The 22531-nt window shown below is 74.5% G+C and carries 22 protein-coding genes; 19 read left to right on the top strand and 3 right to left on the bottom strand.

The genetic code is table 11. The features are described 5' to 3' along the window. Positions 1-7 precede the first annotated feature (7 nt). On the bottom strand, positions 8-1039 hold the full coding sequence (corA, locus tag PSED_RS23945) for a magnesium/cobalt transporter CorA (RefSeq protein ID WP_013676820.1): 1032 nt from the start codon (positions 1037-1039) through the stop codon (positions 8-10). A 194-nt stretch (positions 1040-1233) separates the two neighbouring features. Between corA and PSED_RS23940 the strand changes: the two genes are divergently transcribed. Next, positions 1234-1944 carry a response regulator gene (locus PSED_RS23940; RefSeq protein WP_041759981.1) on the top strand — a complete coding sequence of 237 codons (711 nt, stop codon included), beginning with the start codon at positions 1234-1236 and terminating at the stop codon, positions 1942-1944. Positions 1945-1992: 48 nt separating this feature from the next. On the opposite strand, the gene PSED_RS23935 is transcribed toward PSED_RS23940, so the two are convergent. Continuing rightward, positions 1993-2724: a CAP domain-containing protein gene (locus PSED_RS23935; protein WP_013676818.1), complete on the bottom strand. Its 732-nt coding sequence runs from the start codon at positions 2722-2724 to the stop codon at positions 1993-1995. A gap of 22 nt (positions 2725-2746) precedes the next feature. On the opposite strand from PSED_RS23935, the gene PSED_RS23930 reads away from it, so the two are divergent. The 17 genes from PSED_RS23930 (at position 2747) to PSED_RS23850 (ending at position 20914) form a co-directional block, all read left to right on the top strand. Continuing rightward, positions 2747-3037 carry an acylphosphatase gene (locus PSED_RS23930; protein ID WP_013676817.1) on the top strand — a complete coding sequence of 97 codons (291 nt, stop codon included), beginning with the start codon at positions 2747-2749 and terminating at the stop codon, positions 3035-3037. A 42-nt stretch (positions 3038-3079) separates the two neighbouring features. Further along, positions 3080-6640, top strand: a complete 3561-nt coding sequence (smc, locus tag PSED_RS23925) for a chromosome segregation protein SMC (RefSeq protein ID WP_013676816.1) — start codon at positions 3080-3082, stop codon at positions 6638-6640. A gap of 29 nt (positions 6641-6669) precedes the next feature. Beyond that, entirely contained in the window at positions 6670-8493 is a 1824-nt protein-coding gene (gene ftsY, locus PSED_RS23920) for a signal recognition particle-docking protein FtsY (RefSeq protein WP_013676815.1), read from the top strand. 513 nt (positions 8494-9006) lie between these two features. Then, positions 9007-10383 (top strand): ammonium transporter, encoded by a 1377-nt coding sequence (locus tag PSED_RS23915; RefSeq protein ID WP_013676814.1) that lies wholly within the window; start codon positions 9007-9009, stop codon positions 10381-10383. A 2-nt stretch (positions 10384-10385) separates the two neighbouring features. After that, the gene (locus PSED_RS23910) at positions 10386-10724 is read left to right on the top strand and encodes a P-II family nitrogen regulator (RefSeq protein ID WP_013676813.1); all 339 of its coding nucleotides are present in this window, start codon (positions 10386-10388) and stop codon (positions 10722-10724) included. An 80-nt stretch (positions 10725-10804) separates the two neighbouring features. Then, entirely contained in the window at positions 10805-11188 is a 384-nt protein-coding gene (locus PSED_RS23905) for a P-II family nitrogen regulator (protein ID WP_013676812.1), read from the top strand. 37 nt (positions 11189-11225) lie between these two features. Further along, positions 11226-13631 (top strand): [protein-PII] uridylyltransferase, encoded by a 2406-nt coding sequence (locus tag PSED_RS23900; protein WP_013676811.1) that lies wholly within the window; start codon positions 11226-11228, stop codon positions 13629-13631. Further along, the gene (locus PSED_RS23895; RefSeq protein WP_013676810.1) at positions 13628-13966 is read left to right on the top strand and encodes a P-II family nitrogen regulator; all 339 of its coding nucleotides are present in this window, start codon (positions 13628-13630) and stop codon (positions 13964-13966) included. Before PSED_RS23900 ends, PSED_RS23895 begins: the two co-directional genes overlap by 4 nt. A gap of 2 nt (positions 13967-13968) precedes the next feature. Next, a complete protein-coding gene (locus tag PSED_RS23890; RefSeq protein WP_013676809.1) occupies positions 13969-14328 on the top strand; it encodes a hypothetical protein in 360 nt (119 codons plus the stop codon). A gap of 10 nt (positions 14329-14338) precedes the next feature. Then, positions 14339-15868 carry a signal recognition particle protein gene (gene ffh / locus PSED_RS23885; RefSeq protein WP_013676808.1) on the top strand — a complete coding sequence of 510 codons (1530 nt, stop codon included), beginning with the start codon at positions 14339-14341 and terminating at the stop codon, positions 15866-15868. Continuing rightward, positions 15865-16965: an amidohydrolase family protein gene (locus PSED_RS23880; protein ID WP_013676807.1), complete on the top strand. Its 1101-nt coding sequence runs from the start codon at positions 15865-15867 to the stop codon at positions 16963-16965. The genes ffh and PSED_RS23880 overlap by 4 nt, the downstream gene beginning before the upstream one ends. A gap of 935 nt (positions 16966-17900) precedes the next feature. After that, positions 17901-18521 (top strand): CPBP family intramembrane glutamic endopeptidase, encoded by a 621-nt coding sequence (locus PSED_RS23875; RefSeq protein WP_202946309.1) that lies wholly within the window; start codon positions 17901-17903, stop codon positions 18519-18521. 182 nt (positions 18522-18703) lie between these two features. Beyond that, complete coding sequence (gene rpsP, locus PSED_RS23870; protein WP_013676805.1) at positions 18704-19147, top strand: 30S ribosomal protein S16; 444 nt, start codon at positions 18704-18706, stop codon at positions 19145-19147. Next, the gene (locus tag PSED_RS23865; protein ID WP_013676804.1) at positions 19144-19383 is read left to right on the top strand and encodes an RNA-binding protein; all 240 of its coding nucleotides are present in this window, start codon (positions 19144-19146) and stop codon (positions 19381-19383) included. Before rpsP ends, PSED_RS23865 begins: the two co-directional genes overlap by 4 nt. Next, complete coding sequence (gene rimM / locus PSED_RS23860; protein ID WP_013676803.1) at positions 19340-19990, top strand: ribosome maturation factor RimM; 651 nt, start codon at positions 19340-19342, stop codon at positions 19988-19990. Before PSED_RS23865 ends, rimM begins: the two co-directional genes overlap by 44 nt. A gap of 126 nt (positions 19991-20116) precedes the next feature. Then, a complete protein-coding gene (locus PSED_RS23855) occupies positions 20117-20332 on the top strand; it encodes a helix-turn-helix domain-containing protein (RefSeq protein ID WP_013676802.1) in 216 nt (71 codons plus the stop codon). A gap of 12 nt (positions 20333-20344) precedes the next feature. Further along, a complete protein-coding gene (locus tag PSED_RS23850) occupies positions 20345-20914 on the top strand; it encodes a Clp protease N-terminal domain-containing protein (RefSeq protein ID WP_013676801.1) in 570 nt (189 codons plus the stop codon). A 13-nt stretch (positions 20915-20927) separates the two neighbouring features. On the opposite strand, the gene PSED_RS23845 is transcribed toward PSED_RS23850, so the two are convergent. After that, positions 20928-21647 (bottom strand): MgtC/SapB family protein, encoded by a 720-nt coding sequence (locus PSED_RS23845; RefSeq protein WP_013676800.1) that lies wholly within the window; start codon positions 21645-21647, stop codon positions 20928-20930. Between the two features lie 45 nt (positions 21648-21692). On the opposite strand from PSED_RS23845, the gene trmD reads away from it, so the two are divergent. After that, a complete protein-coding gene (trmD, locus tag PSED_RS23840) occupies positions 21693-22478 on the top strand; it encodes a tRNA (guanosine(37)-N1)-methyltransferase TrmD (protein WP_013676799.1) in 786 nt (261 codons plus the stop codon). Positions 22479-22531: the final 53 nt, after the last annotated feature.

Genomic DNA, 22531 nt, shown 5'->3' with positions numbered 1-22531 from the left:
GTAGGTCTCAGAGCCAGCCGCGGCGCTTGAAGATCAGGTACAGGATGACGCCGAGCAGCAGCATCAGCCCGAGCGCCATCGGGTAGCCGAACCACCACTGCAGCTCCGGCATGTGCGTGAAGTTCATGCCGTAGATGCCCGCGATCAGGGTCGGCGCGAACAGGATCGCCGCCCACGACGACACCCGCTTCATCTGCTCGTTCTGCACGTAACCGGCCTCGGTCAGCCGGGTCATCTCGTCGTTCTGCCGCTGGGCGACGAGTGTCGAGTTGACGGTCAGGATGTTGGCGAGCAGCTGCCGGAACCCGTCGGTGCGTTCGAGGACGCGCAGCGCGTGGTCGGCGACGTCGCGCAGCGCCCGGCGCAGCTCGGGGTCGCTGTCGGTGCCGCCCTTGGAGAACCGGTAGCGCAGCTCGCCGAACAGCTCCCGCAGCGGCTCGACGGCCCGCTGGAACGCGATGACCTCGCGGGTGAGCTGGTAGATCCGCCGCGACGCACCCGGGTCGCCGTCGAACACCTGGACCTCGATCTGGTCGATGTCGTCCTGCAGGCCGTCGAGGACGGGCCCGTAGTCGTCGACGACCTGGTCGAGCACCGCGTAGAGCACCGCGAACGGGCCGTGCGACAGGAGCTCGGGGTTGGCCTCCAGCCGCTGCCGGACCACGGCGAGGTCGGGCTCGTCGGCGTGGCGGACCGTCACGACGAAGTCCCGGCCCAGGAACAGGTGGATCTCGCCGAGCTCGACGACCTCGACCGGGTCGACGTAGCGCGCGGGTCGCAGTACCACGAACACCGTGTCGTCGTAGTGCTCGAGCTTGGGCCGCTGGTGGGCGTGCACGGTGTCCTCGACGGCGAGGTGGTGCAGCCCGAACTCCTTGGCGACGGCGGTGATCTCGTCCTCCGACGGCCGCAGCAGGCCGATCCAGCCGAAGCTGCGCCCGTCGGGGCAACGTCGCAGCGCGGCGAAGGTCTGGTCGAGCGAGCTCGGCTCGGCCTCCCGCTTCCCGTCCACGTAGACGGCGTTGTCGACGACCGTCACGACCGCTCCTCTCGCCGCCCGGGTGGGCCCGGACCGCCGGGCCAGCGTATCCGCGGGCCTCGGCGGTCGCCGGTCGGTCGACGTCGGACGTGGTGAGGCGCAGCTCCTCGGCGGACGGGCGCGGCCGCGGGAAAGCGCGACGTCGGCGCGGCGCCGCCCGTCGACGACGCGCGGGGCGGAGTCAGAATGTCCGTGTGAGCTCCCCGGTGCGCGTCCTGGTCGTCGACGACGACCCGCAGATCCTGCGCGCCCTGCGGATCAACCTCACCGCCCACGGCTACGACGTCCAGCTCGCCGACACCGGGAGCGGCGCGCTGCGCGCCGCGGCCGACGGCCGCCCCGACGTCGTCGTCCTCGACCTGGGGCTGCCCGACCTCGACGGCACCGAGGTCGTCGAGGGTCTGCGCGGGTGGAGCAGCGTGCCGATCGTCGTGCTGTCGGCCCGGACCGACGCCGGCGACAAGGTGCGGGCGCTCGACGCCGGCGCCGACGACTACGTCACCAAGCCGTTCGGGATGGCCGAGCTGCTGGCCAGGCTGCGGGCCGCGGTGCGCCGGGCCGCGGTGTCGGGTGCCGACGGCGGCGAGGCCGTCGTCGACGCCGGGGCGTTCCGGGTCGACCTCGCCGCCAAGCGGGTGGTGCGCCGGGCCGCCGGGGGCGAGGTCGTCGTGCACCTGACGCCGACCGAGTGGGGCATCCTCGAGATGCTCGCCCGGCACCCGGGACGGCTCGTCGCGCAGCGCGACATCCTTCGCGAGGTGTGGGGCCCCGGCTACGCGACGGAGACCAACTACCTGCGGGTCTACCTCGCCCAGCTGCGCCGCAAGCTCGAACCGGAACCTGCCCGCCCCGTGCACCTGCTCACCGAACCGGGCATGGGCTACCGGCTGGTCCTCGACCCCTGATCCGGTGCGTGGGGCGACGGAGCCGTCGCCGGACGCACCGGACCGGGGTCAGCGGCCGAAGTCCTGGGTCCAGTAGTTCCCGTTCGACGCCCAGCCGACGCCGATCGTCCGCAGCGAGCAGTCCAGGATGTTGCGGCGGTGGCCGGGTGAGTTCATCCAGTCGTCCATGACCTCCTGGGCGCTCCGCTGGCCCTGCGCGATGTTCTCCGCGCCGGGCGAGGGATAGCCCTCGGCGCGGATCCGCTGGTCGAAGGTGCGGCCGTCCTGGCTGTCGTGGTCGAAGTAGCCGCCCGCCGACATGTCGGCGCTGTGTTTCTGCGCCGCGGCGGTGAGCCGCGCGTCGACGGTGAGCGCACCGCAGCCGTTGGCGGCGCGTTGCTGGTTGGTGATCGCCACGACCTGGGCTGCGGGTCCGCCGGATGTCGGGGGAGCGACGGCGGAGGAGGGGGAGCGGGGAGCGGTCGTGGTGCGGGGAGGCTGGCTCGTCGTGCGGGGTGGGGCGGCCGTGGCGGAGCCCGGCGGCGCACCTGCGCGGGGACTCGGGGCCGGTGGGCCGGTCGTCGTCGGCAGGGTCTCGCCGGGGAGGGCGAGCGCCGACGAGGACTGCGTCGTCGGTGGGGTGTACGCGGGGAGCGGGGGGTCGTTCGACATGCCCGTCGTCGAGGCGAGCCCGGCGGGCATCGCGTCGACGCCGAGCAGCGTCCCGAGACCTGCGAGCAGCGCACCGACGGTCAGGGCGATCAGCAGGGGACCGCCGCGCCTTCCCGTCAGTCGGGTCACGGCCGGGTAACGTACCAGTACTGTGAGTATCAACGATGGTTCCGCCGTTCGGCTCACGGCGTGGGTGCACGGAGCCGTACAGGGCGTCGGTTTCCGCTGGTGGACGCGGGCGCGGGCGCTCGAGATCGGGCTCGTCGGGGAGGCCCGCAACCTTCCCGACGGACGAGTGGCGATCGTTGCGGAGGGTGATCACGAGTCGTGCGAGCGGCTGCTCGGGCTGCTGCGCGGCGGCGGGACACCGGGCCGGGTCGACGACGTCGTGACGCAGTGGGGCGACGCGCGGGGCGGCTGGGCCGGATTCCGCGAGGCCTGACCCCGGTAGCCTTTCCCGACCGCCGCTCCCCGGGAGATCCGAGTGCACCTCAAGAGCCTGACGCTGAAGGGCTTCAAGTCCTTCGCCTCGGCCACGACGCTGCGCCTCGAACCGGGCATCACCTGCGTCGTGGGACCGAACGGGTCGGGTAAGTCCAACGTCGTCGACGCGATCAGCTGGGTGCTCGGCGAACAGGGTGCCAAGGCGCTGCGCGGCGGGAAGATGGAGGACGTCATCTTCGCCGGCACGTCGGGCCGCGCGCCGCTGGGCCGCGCCGAGGTGACGCTGACGATCGACAACTCCGACGGCGCGCTGCCCATCGAGTACTCCGAGGTGTCGATCACCCGGCGGATGTTCCGCGACGGCGCGGGCGAGTACGAGATCAACGGCGACCGGGCCCGGCTGCTCGACGTGCAGGAGCTGCTGTCGGACTCCGGCATCGGCCGGGAGATGCACGTCATCGTCGGGCAGGGCCAGCTCGACGGGGTGCTGCAGTCCAAGCCGGAGGACCGGCGCGCCTACATCGAGGAGGCCGCGGGCGTCCTCAAGCACCGCAAGCGCAAGGAGAAGGCGCTCCGCAAGCTCGACGCGATGCAGGCCAACCTGACCCGCCTCACCGACCTCACCGCGGAGCTGCGCCGCCAGCTCAAGCCGCTGGGCCGGCAGGCCGAGATCGCCCGGCGGGCCCAGGCCGTGCAGTCGGAGCTGCGCGACGCCAGGCTGCGGCTGGCCGCCGACGACCTCGTCGCGCTGCGCGACGCGCTGGCCCGCGAGGAGGCCGACGAGCAGGCCGCCCGGGCCCGGCGCGCGGAGGTCGAGGAGGAGCTGCGGGTCGCCCGCGAGACGCAGGCGGAGCTGGAGGAGGCGCTGGCCGCGGACGCGCCGCGGCTCGCCGCCGCCCAGGACGTGTGGTACCGGCTGTCCGCGCTGGCCGAGCGGCTGCGCGGCACGGTCCGGCTCGCCCAGGAGCGGGCACGCCACCTCGCCGACTCGGCCGCGGCCGAGCGCACGCCCGGCCGCGACCCCGACGAGCTCGACGCCGAGGCCGACGAGATCGCCGCCGAGGAGGAACTGCTCGTCGAGGGTGTCTCGCAGGCACGTACCCGGCTCGCGGAGGTGCTCGAGGAGCGCACCGAGCACGAGCGCACGCTGCAGGCCGCCGAGCGCGCACACCTCGCCGCGGTCCGGGCGCTGGCCGACCGCCGCGCCGGGATCGCGACCCTCGCCGGGAAGGCCGAGGCCCTGCGCACCGGCGCGGCCGCCACCGCCGACGAGATCGAACGGCTGTCCGAGGCGCTGGCCGAGGCGCAGGCCCGGACGGAGGAGGCCGCGGGCGAGCTGGAGGCCGCGCGGGAGAGCACCGGCGTCCTCGACGACGGCGACTCCGGCCTGGCCGACCGCGTCGCCGAGGCCGAGGCCGCCCGGGAGAGCGCCGCGGCGCGCGTCGCGGAGCTGGTGGCCCGCGAACGGGAGGTCGAGCAGCAGCGGGCGCACTGGCGGGCGCGGGTCGACGCGCTGTCGGTCGGACTCGCCCGCAAGGACGGCACGGGCGCGCTGCTCGGCGCCGACGGGGTGCTCGGCGCGGTGTCGGGGCTGCTCACCGTCGACCCGTCGGCGCGGACCGCGATCGCGGCGGTCCTCGGGTCGCTGGCCGACGGCGTGGCCGTGGCCTCGCCGGCCGACGCGGTGGCCTCGCTGCGGTCCCTGCGCGCCACCGACTCCGGGAGCGCGTCGCTGCTGGTGGGCGGTTTCTCGACGGCGGCCCGGACGGGGGAGCCGCCGACGGGTCGCTGGGCCTCGGCGCTGGTCACCGCCGCCGAACCCCTGACCGGTACGGTCGCCGCCCTGCTGGCCGACGTCGTCGTCGTCGACGACCTCGACGCCGCGCGCGCCGTCGTCGACGCCCGGCCCGAGCTCACCGCCGTCACCGTCGAGGGCGACGTGCTGTCCGCGACCCGGGCGCGTGGCGGGTCCGGCGCGGCGTCGTCCGCCCTCGACGTGCAGGCCGCGATCGACGCCGCCGTCGAGTCCCGCGAGGCCGTCGAGCAGGAGCTGGCCCGGCTGCGCCCGGCGGTCGAGGGTGCGCGGGCCGAGGAGGCCGCCCGGTCGGCCGACGTCGACGCGGCGCGCGGCGCGCTGCGGTCCGCCGAGGCGGGCCGTTCGGCCGCCACGGCCCAGCTGTCCCGGCTGGAACAGGTCGTCGCCTCGGCCGAGGCGGAGGCGCGGCGGCTGCGGGAGCGTCGGGACGCCGTCGAGGCCCGCCGGTCCGACGCGCTGCTCGCGCTGGAGGCCGCCGAGCACCAGCTGTCCATCGCCGAGGACGAGCCGGTCGAGGAGGAGCCCGACACCGAGGTCCGCGACGCGGCCGCCGACGCGCTCGCGCACGCCCGCTCGGAGGAGGTCGAGGCCCGCCTCGCGCTGCGCACCGCCGAGGAGCGGGCCCGCGCCATCGCGGGGCGGGCGGAGTCGCTGCGCCGGCAGGCGTCGTCGGAACGCCAGGCCCGCGCCCGCGCCGAGGCCGCCCGGGCCGAACGCGAACGCGGCGCCGCCGTGGCCGCCCTGGTGGTCGATGCCGGGGCCGCCGCGTTGGAGCGCATCGACGTCTCGCTCGGCCTCGCCGCCGCCGAACGCGACGAGATGGCCGCGGCCCGCGCCGACCGCGAGGCCGCCCTCGCGGAGGCCCGCACCGCGACGACGCGGCTCACCGGGCTGCTGGAGAAGCTCACCGACGCCGTGCACCGCGACGAGGTGCTGCGCGCCCAGTCACGGCTGCGCCTGGAGCAGCTCACCGAGAAGGTGCTGGCCGACCACGGCCTGGGCGTCGACGACCTGGTCGCCGAGTACGGGCCCGACGTGCCGGTGCCGCCGTCGGCCGCCGAGATGGCCGAGTTCGAGGCGGCCAGGGAACGCGGCGAGGACGTCGTCGCACCCCCGGCCATGCCGTTCGACCGGCCCACCCAGGAGCGCCGGCTCAAGCGCGCCGAGAAGGACCTCTCGCTGCTGGGCAAGGTCAACCCGCTCGCCCTGGAGGAGTTCGCCGCGCTCGAGGAGCGCTACCGCTTCCTGTCCACGCAGCTCGAGGACCTCAAGAACACCCGCCGCGACCTGCTCACCGTCGTGCAGGAGGTCGACGACAAGATCCTCGAGGTCTTCGCCGCCGCGTACGCCGACGTCGCCCGCGAGTTCGAGATCGTCTTCGCGACGCTGTTCCCCGGCGGCGACGGCCGCCTCGTCCTCACCGACCCCGACGACCTGCTCACCACCGGGATCGAGGTCGAGGCCCGCCCGCCGGGCAAGAAGGTCAAGCGGCTGTCGCTGCTGTCGGGCGGCGAGCGGTCGCTCACGGCGATGGCCCTGCTCGTCGCGATCTTCCGGGCGCGGCCCTCGCCCTTCTACGTGCTCGACGAGATCGAGGCCGCGCTCGACGACGTCAACCTCCGGCGGCTGATCTCGCTGATGGAGGAGCTGCGCGAGACCAGCCAGCTCATCGTCATCACCCACCAGAAGCCGACGATGGAGGTCGCCGACGCGCTCTACGGCGTCTCCATGCGCGGCGACGGAATCACGACGGTCATCTCGCAACGGCTGCGCCCCGCGTCGTGACGCCCTCCGGGGCATGACAGGGTGGAAACGTGACGCAGACCCTCTGGATCGTCGTGGCCGTGGTCGCGGCTGTGCTGCTGATCGCGCTCGTCCTCGGGCTGGTGATCGGGAGGCGCAGACGCATCAGCCTGCGCGAGCCGGGCCAGGTCGAGGGCGGCTCTGCTCCGGAGGTGGCCGCCCCACCGAAGGGCGGCGGCTACAAGGCGAGCAGCGGGTTCAGCTTCTCGTCGGGAACGGCGACCGCACCGGCCCCCGCGCCGTCCGAACCGGAGGAGGCGCCCGAGGCGGAGCCGCCCGCCGAGGCGCCGCCGGCCTCCGCGGCACCGGCGCCCACCGGCTCCACGGACACCGCCGACGACGTCCGCACCCCGCCCGACGGCCTGCCCACCGCAGGCACCGCCACCGACGCGCGCACGCCCCCCGAGGGCGTCCCCACGGTCCCCAGCGGCGCGCCCAACGACGTCCCGACGCCGCCGCGCGGCACGGCGATCGTCTCGCCCGCCGAGCCCACTGCCGAGGCTCCGGCCCCGGAGCAGGCGCCCGAGGAGAAGGCTCCCGAGGAGAAGCCGGGTACCGCCACCGACGGCAGGCCGGGCACCGCGGCGGCCGCCGCGGCAGCAGCTGCCGCCGCGGCGCCGACGGAGGCGAAACCGGCCCCGGCCGACGGGGCAGCTGCGCCCGCCGAGCCCGCGGAGAAGGCGCCCGCTGAGCCGGCCGCCGAGAAGCCCGCCCCGGCGGCACCCGTCGAGAAGGTCGCTCCCGAGAAGCCCGCTCCCGAGAAGCCCGCTCCGGCGAAACCCACTGCGGGGAAGCCCGCTGCGGACACCGCCGCTCCGGCGAAGCCCGCGGAGAAGGCGCCCCCGACACCGGCCGACGAGGCCCCGGCCGCGTCGGCCGCCGGGGCCGCGCCGGCCGCGCCCACCGAGCCCATCGCGCCGACCGCCGGCCGCCTGGAACGGCTGCGTGGCCAGCTCTCGCGGTCGCGGTCGGCATTCGGGCAGAGCCTGCTGGGCCTGCTGGGCGCGGGAGAGCTCGACGAGGAGTCGTGGGAGGACGTCGAGGCGACGCTCCTGCAGGCCGACCTCGGCCCCGAGATGACGGCCGAGCTCGTCGAGATCCTGCGTACCGAGATCGCGTCCCGCGGCGTCCGCACCCCCGACCAGGCCCGCCGGCTGCTGCGCGACGTCCTGGGGCAGGCGCTCGAACCCGGACTCGACCGCTCCGTCGCGGCCCTCCCGCACGACGGGCGGCCCGCCGTGCTGCTCGTCGTCGGCGTCAACGGCACGGGCAAGACGACGACCACCGGCAAACTCGCCCGGGTGCTGGTCGCCGACGGCCGCCACGTCGTCCTGGGCGCCGCCGACACATTCCGGGCCGCCGCCGCCGAGCAGCTCGCGACATGGGGCGAGCGCGCGGGCGCGGCCGTCGTGCGCGGTCCCGAGGGTGGCGACCCCGCGAGCGTCGCGTTCGACGCGGTCAAGCGCGGCACCGCCGACGGCGCCGACGCCGTCCTGCTCGACACCGCCGGGCGGCTGCACACCAAGACCGGCCTGATGGACGAGCTGGGCAAGGTCAAGCGCGTCGTCGAGAAGCAGGCCGAGGTCGACGAGGTGCTGCTCGTCCTCGACGCCACCACCGGCCAGAACGGCCTCACGCAGGCCCGCGTGTTCGGCGACGTCGTCAAGGTGACGGGCATCGTCCTCACCAAGCTCGACGGCACGGCCAAGGGCGGCATCGTCTTCCGCGTGCAGCGCGAGCTGGGCGTCCCGGTGAAGCTCGTCGGCCTCGGCGAGGGCCCCGACGACCTCGCCCCCTTCGAGCCCGCCGCCTTCGTCGACGCCCTCCTGGCCTGACCGGCCTGCTGCTTCGCGACCGCACGGGCCGACGCCCGCCGCGCGCAACCTCACGGTCCTGCTGGGCGCCGCGGGCGACCGTGGGGTTGCGCTCGGGATTGCGCGGGGGTCCGGGCGGCCTGTCGCCCGTCCGGGGCGGGGCGTCGTGCCGCGCAGGCGTTCGACGGCTCGGCCCCGGTCGGGCGCAACCTCACGGTCCTGCTGGGCGCCGCGGGCGACCGTGAGGTTGCGCCCGGATGGTCGGGGCCCCGACAGCCTGTCGCCCGTCCGGGTCACGGCGTCGCGCCGCGTGTAGCCGATCGCCGGGGCGGCCGAGGCGTCGTGACCTGCGCGTGACCTTCCTGGCGCCCGGGGGAGCCGACCGGTGAGCCCCGCCACGCGGTAATCCGCTTGTAACGCGCCGGGGCGGTCCGTTCACCGCGCCGAAACGTACGGCGGCTCCCGGTGAAACACGGCGATCCGAGTATTCCCGCACCTGCCGCACTACGAGCGGCGTAGACGGGAGGGAGTTCCGTGCCTGACACCGGCGATACCGCATGGATGCTCGCCAGCTCCGCGCTGGTGCTGCTCATGACACCCGGACTGGCGTTCTTCTACGGCGGCATGGTCCGCAGCAAGAGCGTCCTGAACATGATGATGATGAGCATCTCCTCGCTCGGCATCGTCGGGGTGCTCTGGGTGCTCTACGGCTACTCCATGGCCTTCGGCAATGACGTCGGCGCCGGCCTGCTCGGCAACCCGGCGCAGTACGCGGGCCTCAAGGGCCTGTTCGGCGGGACGTATCTCGAGGCGGCGGGCGGACCGCCGGTCGAGGTCCCGCTCGTCGGCACGATCCCCGCGACGGTGTTCGTCGCCTTCCAGGGGATGTTCGCGATCATCACGGTCGCCCTGATCTCGGGTGCCGCCGCCGATCGTCTCCGGTTCGGTCCGTGGCTGGTCTTCGCGGGCCTGTGGGCGACGATCGTGTACTTCCCGGTCGCGCACTGGGTGTTCTCCTTCGACGGCGTCACCGCCGAGAAGGGTGGCTGGATCGCCAACACGCTGAAGGCGGTCGACTTCGCGGGTGGTACCGCGGTCCACATCAACGCCGGTGCCGCGGGTCTCGCGCTCTGCCTGGTCCTCGGCAAGCGCCGCGGCTGGCCCAAGGAGCCGATGCGTCCGCACAACCTGACGCTGGTCATGCTCGGCGCCGGGCTGCTGTGGTTCGGCTGGTTCGGGTTCAACGCCGGTTCGGCGGTCGGCTCGAACGCGGTCGCGGGCATCACGTTCGTCAACACGCTGGTCGCGACCTCGGCCGCGATGCTCGCCTGGCTGCTGGTCGAGCGCTTCCGCGACGGCAAGCCCACCAGCCTCGGTGCCGCGTCCGGCATCGTCGCGGGCCTCGTCGCGATCACGCCGTCCTGTTCGTCGGTGTCGCCGCTCGGCGCGATCGCCGTCGGTGCCATTGCCGGCGTCGTGTGTGCCCTGGCGGTCGGCCTCAAGTACCGGCTGGGCTTCGACGACTCGCTCGACGTCGTCGGCGTCCACATGATCGGTGGTCTCGCGGGCACCCTGCTGGTCGGCTTGTTCGCCACCTCGTCGGCCCCCGCGGGTGTCGACGGCCTGTTCTACGGCGGCGGTCTCGACCAGCTGTGGCGGCAGGCGGTCGGCGGGTTCGCGGTGATGATCTACAGCTTCGTGCTGAGCCTGGTCATCGCGTTCATCGTCAAGGCGATCTTCGGTCTGCGTGCCACGGCCGAGGACGAGGTCCAGGGTCTCGACGAGACCGAGCACGCGGAGACGGGCTACGACCTCGCGGGTCTGCGCGGTGGCGGCGGCCTGGGCACCCCGCGTCCCGACGCGGCGACCGTCTCGGCTGCCGTTCCCGCAGGCGCCGGTAAGGAGAGCTGACGATGAAGCTGGTCACGGCGATCATCAAGCCGTTCGTGCTGGAGGACGTGAAGGGCGCGCTGGAGCAGATCGGCGTGCTCGGCATGACGGTCAGCGAGGTCCAGGGCTACGGCCGGCAGAAGGGCCACACCGAGGTCTACCGCGGTGCGGAGTACTCGGTGGACTTCGTGCCCAAGGTCCGGGTCGAGGTCGTCGCCGACGACGCGCTGGCGGAGAAGGTCGTCGACGCGGTGATCGAGTCGGCCCGCACCGGCAAGATCGGTGACGGCAAGGTCTGGACGACGCCGGTCGAGTCGATCGTCCGGGTCCGCACCGGCGAGCGCGGCGCCGACGCCATCTAGCAGCCCGAATGCCCCGGGGCCCGTCGCGGAGTACAGCGGCGGGCCTCGGGGCCGTCGGGGCGGGTTGTTGGAGGAGGGAAATGCAGCTCGTGACGGCCGTCGTCAAACCGTTCGCGCTCGACGACGTCCGGGCGGCGCTCGCCGCGCTCGGGGTGGAGTCGGCGACGGTCACGGAGGTCTCCGGGTTCGGCCGCCAGCGCGGCCACACCGAGGTCTACCGCGGGGCGGACTACCGGCTGGACTTCGTGCCGAAGGTGCGGGTCGAGGTCGTCGTGGACGACGCGGTGGCCGACGAGGTCGTCGACGCCGTCGTCCGGGCGGCTCGGTCCGGGCGCATCGGCGACGGCAAGGTATGGGTGTCGCGGCTGGAGACGGCCCGGCAGACGAACGGCCCCGAGGCAGGCGCCCCGGGGGACGACGGAGCAAGACCCGCGATCGTGTCGTGGGGGAACAGGGTCCCGTGACACGCCACGGGCAGGACGACGCCTCGGGGGGCGCGCAGTGGTGACGGCAGGGTCCACGTCGGCGGAGGACCTGGTCAAGGCGCGGGCGGTGCTGCTCGACCCGGTCGACGGGAGACGGCGGCTGGCGCCCGAGGCGCTGCGCACCGCGCTGGTCGACCTGCACGACTTCTGGCTCGCGGGCCGCGCCGCGGCCATCGGCATCGGCGGCGCCGGATCGGGGATCGCGCTCGCCGCGGTGGGGGCACTGGGCCGCCGTGAGCTCGCCCCGTACTCCGATCTCGACCTCGTCCTGCTGCACGAGGCCCGCACGGGCGTCGATCGGCTGGCCGAGCAGATCTGGTACCCGCTGTGGGACGCCGGGATCGGCCTCGACCACTCGGTGCGCACTCCCGGCCAGGCCGTCCAGGTCGCGGCCACCGACCTGCGGGCCGCCTTCGGCCTGCTGGAGCTACGGCACATCGCCGGCGATCCGGGACTCACCGACACGGTGCGGACCGCGGTGCGCAACGCCTGGCGGTCGGGCATCCGCGGCCGCTTCGACGAGATCGCCGACGGCGCCACCGAGCGCTGGCGGCGCAACGGCGAGGTCGCGCACCGCGTCGAGCCGGACCTGAAGAACGGGCACGGCGGGCTGCGCGACATCCAGCTCGTCGACGCGCTCGCCGCCGCCCAGCTGCTCGACCGGCCCGCGGCCGACGTCGTCGCGGCGCGCCTGCTGCTGCTCGACGTCCGCACCGAGCTGCACCGCCTCGCGGGACGCGCGCGTGACGTGCTGCGCGCCCAGGACGCCGACGAGGTCGCGAGCGTGCTGGACCTGGGCGACCGGTTCGACCTGGCCAGGGCCCTGTCCGGGGCCGCGCGGGCCGTGGCGTTCTCCGCCGAGGTCGGTCTGCGCTCGGCGCGGGCGGCACTGCCGAGGCGGGGGCTCGCGGCGCTGCGCCGACCGCCGGTGCGCCGTCCGTTGGACTCGGGCGTCGTCGAGCACCTCGGCGAGGTCGCGCTGGCCCGCGACGCCAGCGCGGCGCGCGACCCCGCGCTGGTGCTGCGGGTGGCCGCGACGGCCGCGCGGACCGGCCTGCCGGTCGCCGCGTCGACGTTGCACCGGCTGTCGGAGACCGCGCCCGAGCTGCGCGAGCCGTGGCCGCGGGAGGCGGTCGGCGAGCTGCTGTCGCTGCTGGGGTCGGGCCGCGGGATGGTCGACGTCGTCGAGGCGATGGACCGCACCGGGCTGTGGGGACGGCTCTTCCCGGAGTGGGGCGCTGTGCGCGACCTGCCGCCGCGCGACCGGGCGCACGTCTGGACCGTCGACCGGCACCTGGTCGAGGCCTGCGCGCACGCCGCCCGCCTGACGACGCGCGTCGCCCGCCCCGACCTGCTGCTCGTGGGGTCCCTGCTGCACGACATCGGCAAGGGCCGCGGTGCCGACCACTCCGTCGTCGGGGCCTCGCTGGCGCGGCAGGTCGGGCACCGGCTCGGGCTGCCGGAGGCCGACGTCGAGGTGCTGGGGGAGATGGTCCGCCACCACCTCCTGCTGCCGCACACCGCGACGCGTCGCGACCTCGACGACCCCGCGACGATCGAACGCGTCGTCGAGACCCTCGGCGGGAGCCCGCTGCTGCTCGACCTGCTCGCCGCGCTGGCCGAGGCCGACTCGCTGGCCACCGGACCGGGCGTGTGGAGCCCGTGGAAGCAGCGGCTCGTCGGCGATCTCACCGCCCGGGCCCGTGCGCTGATGGCGGGGGAGCCGCTGCCGCGGCCGGGGGCGCTGGGCGAGGAGGGACTCGCGCTGGCCGCGGCGACCCGCGACGACGGGAAACCGCACGTCAGCATCAGCGGCGACAAGCCCGCGTCGGTCGTGGTCGCGATGCCGCACGGACCCGGCACCCTCGCCGCGGCCGCCGGGGTGCTCGCGCTGCACTCGCTGGAGGTGCACGCCGCCGAGATCCACTCGGTGGACGGCGAGGCGGGCGAGGTCGTCGTGCACGAGTTCACCGTGTCCCCGCGGTTCGGCGGGATGCCCGACCCGGCGTTGGTCCGCAGCGATCTCGCGCGCGTCGCGTCGGGCGCGCTGTCGTTGCCCGACGCGTTGGCGCGCAAGGAACGTGACTACGCCCCGGCCAACCCGGATCCGGAGTCGTCGGCGCCCCCGCGGGTGCTCTGGTTCGACGACGAGTCGTCCGGTGTCGTGGTACTGGAGCTGCGCGGGACGGACCGGATCGGGCTGCTGCACCGCGTCGCCGCGGCGCTGGAGCAGGAGTGCGGGCTGGACCTGCGCTGGGCCCGCGTCTCGACGCTCGGCGCGTCGGTCGTCGACTCCTTCGGGGTGTCGGGGCCGGGCCCGGGTGGGGCCCTTCCCACGCCGCTGCGCACCGCCGTGGAGCATGCGGTACTGACCGCGGCGGGCACCGCCGCGGCCCGACCGTCCCCGGAGGGCCCCCGATGATGCTCGTGACCGCGATCGTCAAGCCGTTCCAGCTCGCCGACGTCCAGGCGCAGCTCGAGCGGGCGGGCGTGCTCGGCATGACGGTCTCCGAGGCCCAGGGCTTCGGCCGGCAGAAGGGGCACACGGAGGTCTACCGCGGCGCGGAGTACTCCGTCGACTTCGTCCCCAAGCTGCGCATCGAGGTGCTGGTCGACGACGAGTTCGCCGACCGCGTGATCGACGCCGTCGTGGCGGGCGCGCGGACGGGCAAGATCGGCGACGGCAAGATCTGGGTGACGCGCGTCGAGACGGTGGTGCGCGTGCGGACCGGCGAGCGGGGCCCCGACGCCGTCTGACCGTGAGCGCCGATGGTCGCCGGTGCGACCTGTGCCTGAGCGGCCATCGCCGCTCACGGCCCCGCCACGACCCCCGGCACGACCCTCGGCACGGCCCCCGCTGCGCGCGGGGTCGTGACTCACGGAACGAGTGGACGGAGCGGGACGCCGAGCCCACCCAGGCGCTGCGCGGCCAGCGTGCCCGCGGCCGGACGGTGCGGCCCGAGGCGTTCGACCGGCACGTCGCGGCCGCCGACGGGCCGGCCGGACGGCTGCGCCGCGGCGAGGTCGACGACGGTTGGGCGTCGGTCCGGGTGCCCGACCGCACCGACACCGGGCGTGGCCTGCGGGTGGACACGACGCCCGCTGTCGGGCCCAAGTAGGCTCGGAGGGGTGTTCGACACCCTCTCCGATCGACTCGGTACGGCGCTCGCCGGTCTCCGTGGCAAGGGCCGGCTCTCCGAGGCCGACATCGACGCCACCGCCCGCGAGATTCGCATCGCCCTGCTCGAGGCGGACGTCGCGCTACCGGTCGTGCGCGCGTTCATCGCCCGGATCAAGGAGCGCGCCAAGGGCGCGGAGGTGTCCCAGGCGCTGAACCCGGCGCAGCAGGTCGTCAAGATCGTCAACGAGGAGCTCATCGCGGTCCTCGGCGGCGAGACCCGGCGGATCGCGCTGGCCAAGGAGCCGCCGAGCGTCATCATGCTCGCGGGTCTGCAGGGTTCCGGTAAGACGACGCTCGCGGGCAAGCTCGCCCGCTGGCTCAAGGGGCAGGGCCACACGCCGCTGCTCGTGGCCTGCGACCTGCAGCGCCCCAATGCCGTCAACCAGCTGCAGATCGTCGGCGAGCGCGCGGGCGTCACCACGTTCGCGCCCGAGCCCGGCAACGGTGTGGGCGACCCGGTCGACGTCGCCCGCCGGGGCGTCGCGCACGCCCGCGACAAGATGTACGACATCGTCATCGTCGACACCGCGGGCCGGCTGGGTGTCGACGCCGAGCTCATGCAGCAGGCCTCCGACATCCGCGACGCGGTCCGCCCCGACGAGACGCTGTTCGTCGTCGACGCGATGATCGGTCAGGACGCCGTCGCGACGGCCGAGGCGTTCCGCGACGGCGTCGGCTTCAGCGGCGTCGTGCTCACGAAGCTCGACGGCGACGCCCGCGGTGGTGCCGCGCTGTCGGTCCGCGAGGTCACCGGGCAGCCGATCCTCTTCGCGTCCAACGGCGAGAAGCTCGAGGACTTCGACGTCTTCCACCCCGACCGGATGGCCTCGCGCATCCTCGGGATGGGCGACCTGCTGACCCTCATCGAGCAGGCCGAGCAGGTCTTCGACGCCGAGAAGGCGCAGGCGACCGCCGACAAGATCGGCAGCGGCGAGCTCACCCTCGAGGACTTCCTCGACCAGATGCTCGCGATCCGCAAGATGGGGCCGATCGGCAACATCCTGGGCATGCTCCCCGGCGCCAACTCGGCGCAGATGAAGGAGGCGCTGGCCCAGGTCGACGACAAGCAGCTCGACAAGCTGCAGGCGATCATCCGCGGTATGACCCCGGCCGAGCGGGAGAACCCGAAGATCATCAACGGGTCCCGGCGGCTCCGGATCGCCAACGGCTCGGGCGTCACCGTGAGCGACGTGAACGACCTGGTCAACCGGTTCTTCGAAGCCCGCAAGCAGATGAAGGCGATGGCGGGCCAGTTCGGCTTCGGCGGCGGTGGCCGCCGGCAGTCGAAGACCCGCAAGGGCAAGAAGAACGCCAAGGGCCGCAAGGGCCCGACGCAGGCTCGCCGGCCCGTCGGGATGCCGGACATGTCGCAGCTGCCGTCGAGCCTGCAGCAGCTGCCGCCCGGGCTCGGTGGACTCGACCAGCTGCCGCCCGGGTTCGACCCGTCGAAGCTGAACTTCGGCAAGAAGAAGCCGTGACGGCCGCAGGGGTGCCCGCCGCCGGCTACCGGCTGCGGGGTGTGCTGCTGCCCGACGGCGAGACCGGCGAGATCCTCGTCGGTGGCGACGGCCGGATCGTCGAGGAGGGCTCGGCCGGGGCGGAGACGCTGGTCGACGGCGGGTGGATCCTGCCCGGCCTCGTCGACGCGCACTGCCACGTCGGGCTCGACGCCGAGGGCGCCACGACGCTCGACGAGGCCGCCGCCCAGGCGACCACCGACCGCGACCACGGCACGCTGCTGATCCGCGACTGCGGCTCGCCGGTCGACACCACGCCGCTGCAGGCCCGCGTCGACCTGCCCGAGATCATCCGGGCCGCCCGCCACCTGGCCAGGCCGAAGCGCTACATCTCGGGGGTGTCCGTCGACCTCGACGATCCCGCGCTGCTGCCCGAGGCCGTCGCCGAGCAGGCCGCGGCGGGCGACGGCTGGGTCAAGCTCGTCGGCGACTGGATCGACCGAGCCGAGGGCGACCTCGCCCCGCTCTGGCCCGACGACGTGCTCGCCGAGGCCATCCGTGTCGCGCACGACGCGGGCGCCAGGGTCACCGCGCACGTCTTCGGCACCACGGCCCTGCCCGGGCTGATCGGCGCGGGGATCGACTGCATCGAGCACGGCACCGGCCTCACCGACGAGCTGATCGACGAGATGGCCCGCCGGGGGACCGCGCTGGTGCCGACGCTGATCAACGTCGACACGTTCCCGTCGATCGCCGACCGCGCCTCCCGGTACCCGGCGTACGCGGCACACATGCGCGACCTGCACCGCACCGCGGCCGACGTCGTGCGCCGCGCCGCGGAGGCAGGGGTGCCCGTCTTCGCGGGCACCGACGCGGGCGGCGGCATCCGGCACGGCCGCATCGCCGACGAGATCGCCGCGCTCGCCGCCGCCGGACATCCCGACCCGCTGGGCGCGGCCTCCTGGGCCGCCCGCGAGTGGTTGGGACGCCCCGGGCTGACCCCCGGCGCGCCCGCCGACCTCGTCGTCTACCGCGCCGATCCGCGCGCCGACCTCGGCACCGTCCGGGAGCCCGCGCTGATCATGCTGCGCGGACGCGTGGTGTACGCCGCGGCCTGAGCCGGCACGCGCACGGGGAGCAATCGGGCATCGGGGTCGGGCGGCCGACCCGGTGGGGCGCACGCAGGTAGCGTCGTCGTGTGCGATCACCGGAGGGCGACCCGACGCGCGAGCCCGACGTCCCGGTACCCGACGTCCCGGTCGACGTCCCGGCACCCGAGGTTCCCGCGCCGGATCTCCCGGTATCCGACGTCCAGGTATCCGACGTCCAGGCACCCGACGTCCCGGTATCTGCTGGCGTTCCCGTGTCCGGCGTTCCCGTGTCCGGCGTTCCCGTGTCCGGGGTCGCCGAGCCCGGAGTCCCTGAGCCCGGAGTCGCCGAGCCCGGAGTCGCCGAGCCCGGAGTCGCCGAGCCCGGATTCGCTGAGCCCGGAGCCCCCGTGCCCGGCGTCCCGCTGTCCGGTGTCTCTGCGCCCGGCGTCCCGGTATCCGGCGGCAACGCCGCCGCGGGGTCCGGCCCGTCGGTCCCGACGGACAGCGACCACGAGCACGCGGCGCCCGCGCCCGACCCGACGCCGCCACAGCCCTCGTCCGCGGGGGAGCCGTCGGCGGCCGATCCCCACTCCGCCCCGGCGGATCCCGGTCCCGTCCAGCCCGGTCGGGCCGAGCCGCCGCGCCCCGGGCCGGGCGTGATCGGCCCGCCACCCGTGGGACCGTTCCCCGGCGCACCGCCGCCGTACCGGGGCGGTCCGCCGCCGGGCCGGCCGTCGTCGGGACAGCGGTTGGGACAGGGGTCGCCGGGACAGCCGTTCCCGGGGCGGCCGGGCGGGCCCTGGGGGCCGCACCCCGGCCCACCCCCGTATCCGCCGGGTCCCCACGGCGGGGCGCCGGCCGTCGCGAGCGGTCCGCCACCCCGGGCACCCCACCGCTGGGGTTTTCCCGCCTACCTCCTTGCCGAGGCCGTCTTCCTCGGGGTCTCGGCCCTGCTCGGCGCAGTGCTGATCACGGCGGGGACGGCGCCGGGCGTCGGCACCCTCGCGGTCCTGCTCGGCGTCCCGACGATCTGCTCGGCCACCGTCGCGATCGTCGCCACGAAGGTCCGCGGCAACGGCCCGAAGATCGACCTGGCGCTGCGGTGGTCGTGGCGCGACGTCGGGATCGGTGCGCTGTTCGGCATCGGCGGCCTGTTGCTCACGGTGCCCGCGTCCCTGGTCTACATCGCGATCGTCGGGGCGGAGAACGCCAACTCGGCGGTCGGCGACGTGTTCGAGCACCTCCGCGCGACGCCCGCGCAGGCCGTCCTGGTGTTCCTGCTCGTGGCGCTCGTCGGGCCGATCTGCGAGGAGATCGTCTACCGCGGACTGCTGTGGGGTGCGACGGAGAAGCACGGCGCGAACCGGTGGCTCGCCTTCGCGCTCACGACGATCATCTTCGCGCTGGCGCACTTCGAGTTCACCCGCACGCCGCTGCTGCTCGTCGTCGCGATCCCGATCGGGCTCGCCAGGGCCGTGACCGGCACCATCACGGCGAGCATCGTCGCGCACCAGATCAACAACCTGCTGCCCGCGCTCGCCCTCGCGCTCTCACTGCTGGGGACGCTCCCGGGCACCACCTGACGGCCCGGGCGGCCTCGGGTTCGGCCTGCGCCGGGTCATCTGGCAGAATGACCAGTCGGTTCCGTGACCGGCCCTCTCATCCGTGTCGCGGCCTGAGACCTCGAGTGAAGCGCAGCCCGTACCCCACGCGAGCCGCGCGGACTCACTGCAGCAGCACCGATCCGCGAGGAGTAGTTGGAAGCGTGGCCGTCAAGATCAAGCTGATGAGGCTGGGAAAGATCCGTCAGCCGTACTACCGCGTCGTCGTCGCCGATGCCCGCACCCGGCGTAGCGGGCGGGCGATCGAGACGATCGGCAAGTACCACCCGAAGAACGAGCCGAGCCTGATCGAGATCGACTCCGAGCGTGCGCAGTACTGGCTGGGTGTCGGCGCGCAGCCGACCGAGTCGGTCCAGCACCTGCTCGAGATCACCGGCGACTGGCAGAAGTTCAAGGGTCTGCCCGGCACCGAGGGCACGCTCAAGCCGCAGGCCGAGAAGCCCGACAAGCTCGCGCTGTTCCAGGCCGCCCTCGCGGCCGCGGGCGAGGAGCCGACGACCGAGGCCACCACGCCGCGGAAGAAGTCCGACAAGCGCGCGAAGGCCGAGGAGGCCGACGCGGCCGAGGCTGAGTCGACCGAGTCGTGAGCGTCCTGGCCGACGCTCTCGAGCACCTCGTCCGCGGCATCGTCGACCACCCGGACGACGTGCGCGTGGACCTGGTGACGAACCGGCGCGGCCGCACCCTCGAGGTCCGGGTGCACCCCGAGGACCTCGGGAAGGTGATCGGCCGCGGTGGCCGCACCGCCACCGCGCTGCGCACCGTCATGGGCGGGATCGGTGGCCGGGGCGTGCGGGTCGATGTCGTCGACACCGACCGGTAGCGCTGCGTCGAGCAGCACCGGGCCGAACGGATCGAACACGTCCCTGCTGCTGGTCGGCGTGATTGTCCGGCCGCACGGGCTTCGTGGCGAGCTCGTCGTCGAGGTGCGGACCGACTCCCCCGAGGAGCGGTTCGCCCCCGGCGCCGAGCTCGTCGTGCTTCCGGCGGGTTCGTCGGCCCCGGGTTCGTCGGGCCCGGGTTCCTCAGCCCCGGGTTCCTCAGGGCCCCCGCGGGTGCTGACCGTCGAGACCTCGCGGCCGCATTCCGGCCGGCTGCTCGTGCGCTTCGCGCAGGCGTCCGACCGTGAGGCCGCCGAGGCGTTGCGGGGCATCAGGCTGCTCGTCGACGCGGCCGCCCTGCCACCGCCGGCCGATCCGGAGGAGTTCCACGTCCACCAGCTCGAGGGCCTGCGTGCGGAGCTGGCCGACGGCAGCGTCGTCGGCACGGTGCGTGAGATCGCGCACGGCCCGGGTGGCGAGCTGCTCGTCCTGGCCCGCCCACCCCGGCCCGACGCGCTCGTCCCGTTCGTGACGGCGATCGTGCCGGTCGTCGACCTGGACGGCGGCCGCGTCGTGCTCGACCCGCCCGAGGGCCTGCTCGACGACTGAGCGCCGCCGCGCGAGCAGCGCCGAGCCCGGAAGTGACAGGGCCCGTCCAGCCGGACGGGCCCTTCTTCGTGCGTGCTTCGTCAACCAAGGTTGACACGACGTCTGTCGTCAACGTAGGTTGACGACATGACGGATGCGACGAGTGTCGCGGCGGCGGCGTCCAGCCGGGACCCGGCCGTCGGGTTGGTGGCGGTGGCCTCCCTGCGGGGGCTGCTCGAGTCCCTCGAGGAGCTGCAGGTGCGCAACGCCCGCGACCAGGGCTGGTCGTGGCAGCAGATCGCCGAGGTCCTACAGGTCAGCAAGCAGGCGGTGCACAAGAAGTACCGCCGCTACGGGTACTGAAGGGAGACGGACGTGTTCGAACGGTTCACCGGCGGCGCGCGGCGGGCGGTCGTCGTCGCCCAGGAGGAGGCCCGCGAGCGGAGGGCGAGTTCCATCCGGACCGAGCACCTGCTGCTGGGCCTCTACTCCGTGCCCGACTCGATCGCGCTGCGCCTGCTGGCCGAGCGCGGTGTCGACCGGGCGGAGGTGGTCGCCGACGTCAGCGCCCTGCGGTCCGACGCGGGCGCCGTCGTGGACGCGGACGCGCTCGCCACGCTGGGCATCGACCTCGACGAGGTCCGCCGTCAGGCCGAGGAGGCGTTCGGTCCCGGGGCCCTCGAACGCACGCGGGCCGGTCGTAGGGAACGCGGCCGCCGCACCGGCCACATCCCGTTCCACGCGACGGCGAAGAAGGTGATGGAGCTCTCGCTGCGTGAGGCGCTCCGGCTCAAGCACGGCCACATCGGGACCGAACACCTGCTGCTCGCCCTGCTGCACTCCGGCACGGGTGCCGCCCACGACATCCTCGTCCACCGCGGCATCACCCTCGACGACATGCGCGTCGCGGTCGCCGACGCCGGGACGGGCGAGGCGAGCGGCTGACGTGCTGCCCGCGTCACTCGTCGGGCGCCTCGTCGCGGCCGGTCGCGGTGCTGCGCACGCCCGCCATCTCCGCCACGTCACCGGCGAGCGCGGTGAGGTCGCCCCGGCCGGCCAGGTTCAGGGTCACCGCGGCGACCCGCTGCCCGTCGTCGGTGACGGACTCGCGGTCGATCTCGAGTCCCTGCACCGTGAAGCCGCGCTCGGTGCAGACGGTGAGCACGGTGCGCAGGACGCCGCGGCCGTCGGTGTAGCTCAACCGCAGGGTCGGCGGCTCGCGCCTACGGCGGTGGGTCGCGCGCGCCAGCGGCGGGAACCCGCGGGTGACGAGGAAGTGCCCGGCCGTCGCGGCGAGCGCGAGCACGGGCAGGCCCGCCCCGCAGGCCATGCCGACGGCAGCGGCCAGCCACACGGTGGCGGCCGTCGTGAGCCCCCTGACGGCGTCCTTGCGCACGAAGATCAGCCCGCCGCCGATGAAGCCGATCCCGGAGACGATCTGCGCCGCGATCCGTGACGGGTCGAGCGCCACGTGGTCGGCGCCCAGCATGTCGAAGAAGCCGTACTTCGACACCAGCATGAACACGGCCGAGCCGACCCCGACGAGGGTGTGCGTGCGCAGCCCGGCGCTCTTGGCCCCCGCCTCGCGCTCCAGACCGATCACGGTCGTCAGCGCCGTGGCCAGCAGGAGCGGCAGCAGCATCTCCCATTGCGTTGCGGTCGACCAGAACGCGGACACGGGTTCCTCCTGTCCGGCATCGGGCGGGATGGAAGGATCCCGGCGGTGCGGATCGACGTGGTGACCATCTTCCCGGGCTACCTTGCGCCTCTGCGCGAGGCGCTGCTGGGCCGGGCCGTCGGGACCGGGCTGCTCGACATCGCGGTGCACGACCTGCGCGACTGGACCCACGACGTGCACCAGGCCGTCGACGACGCGCCCTACGGCGGCGGCCCCGGCATGGTCATGCGCCCGCACGTGTGGGGCGAGGCGCTCGACGACGTGCTCGCCGCCGACCCGCGGCCCGCCCGGCTCGTCGTGCCCACCCCTGCCGGGCGCCCGTTCACCCAGGCCGCGGCGCACGCCTACGCCGCGCAGGAGCGGCTGGTCTTCGCATGTGGTCGCTACGAGGGCATCGACCAGCGGGTCGTCGACCACTACGCGGCGTCGATGCCGGTCGACGAGATCAGCATCGGCGACTACGTCCTGGTCGGGGGCGAGGTGGCGGTGCTCGTCGTCGTCGAGGCGGTGGCGCGGCTGCTGCCCGGGGTCCTGGGCAACCCACGGTCGGCCGCGGAGGACTCGTTCTCCGACGGGCTGCTCGAGGGACCGGCGTACACCCGTCCCGAGGTCTGGCGCGGGCACGCCGTCCCCGAGGTGCTCCGCAGCGGCAACCACGGCGCGATCGCCCGCTGGCGGCGCGACCGGGCGCTCGAGCGCACGGCCGAGCGGCGGCCGGACCTGATCGCCGCCCTGCCCCCCGATGCGCTCGACGAGGCCGACCGCGCGCTGCTGGAGGCGTTGCCGGCCGGCGTCGCCGGTCCGCCGGCCGGTGCGCGGGACCCCTCCTGACGACCACCGGTTTCACCCGCGCCGAGGGCGTCTGGCACTATGGATGAGTTGCC

Source organism: Pseudonocardia benzenivorans CB1190, from assembly GCF_000196675.2.
Classification (GTDB): domain Bacteria; phylum Actinomycetota; class Actinomycetes; order Mycobacteriales; family Pseudonocardiaceae; genus Pseudonocardia; species Pseudonocardia benzenivorans.
The sequence above is the reverse complement of the archived record's forward strand: the minus strand, read 5'-3'. Positions and strand labels throughout refer to the sequence as shown.

Coding starts and splice junctions, on each gene's coding strand:
- PSED_RS23910 (WP_013676813.1), top strand. CDS start 10,386: ATGAAGCTGGTCACGGCGATCATCAAGCCGTTCGTGCTGGAGGACGTG.
- PSED_RS23905 (WP_013676812.1), top strand. CDS start 10,805: ATGCAGCTCGTGACGGCCGTCGTCAAACCGTTCGCGCTCGACGACGTC.
- PSED_RS23895 (WP_013676810.1), top strand. CDS start 13,628: ATGATGCTCGTGACCGCGATCGTCAAGCCGTTCCAGCTCGCCGACGTC.
- PSED_RS23855 (WP_013676802.1), top strand. CDS start 20,117: ATGACGGATGCGACGAGTGTCGCGGCGGCGGCGTCCAGCCGGGACCCG.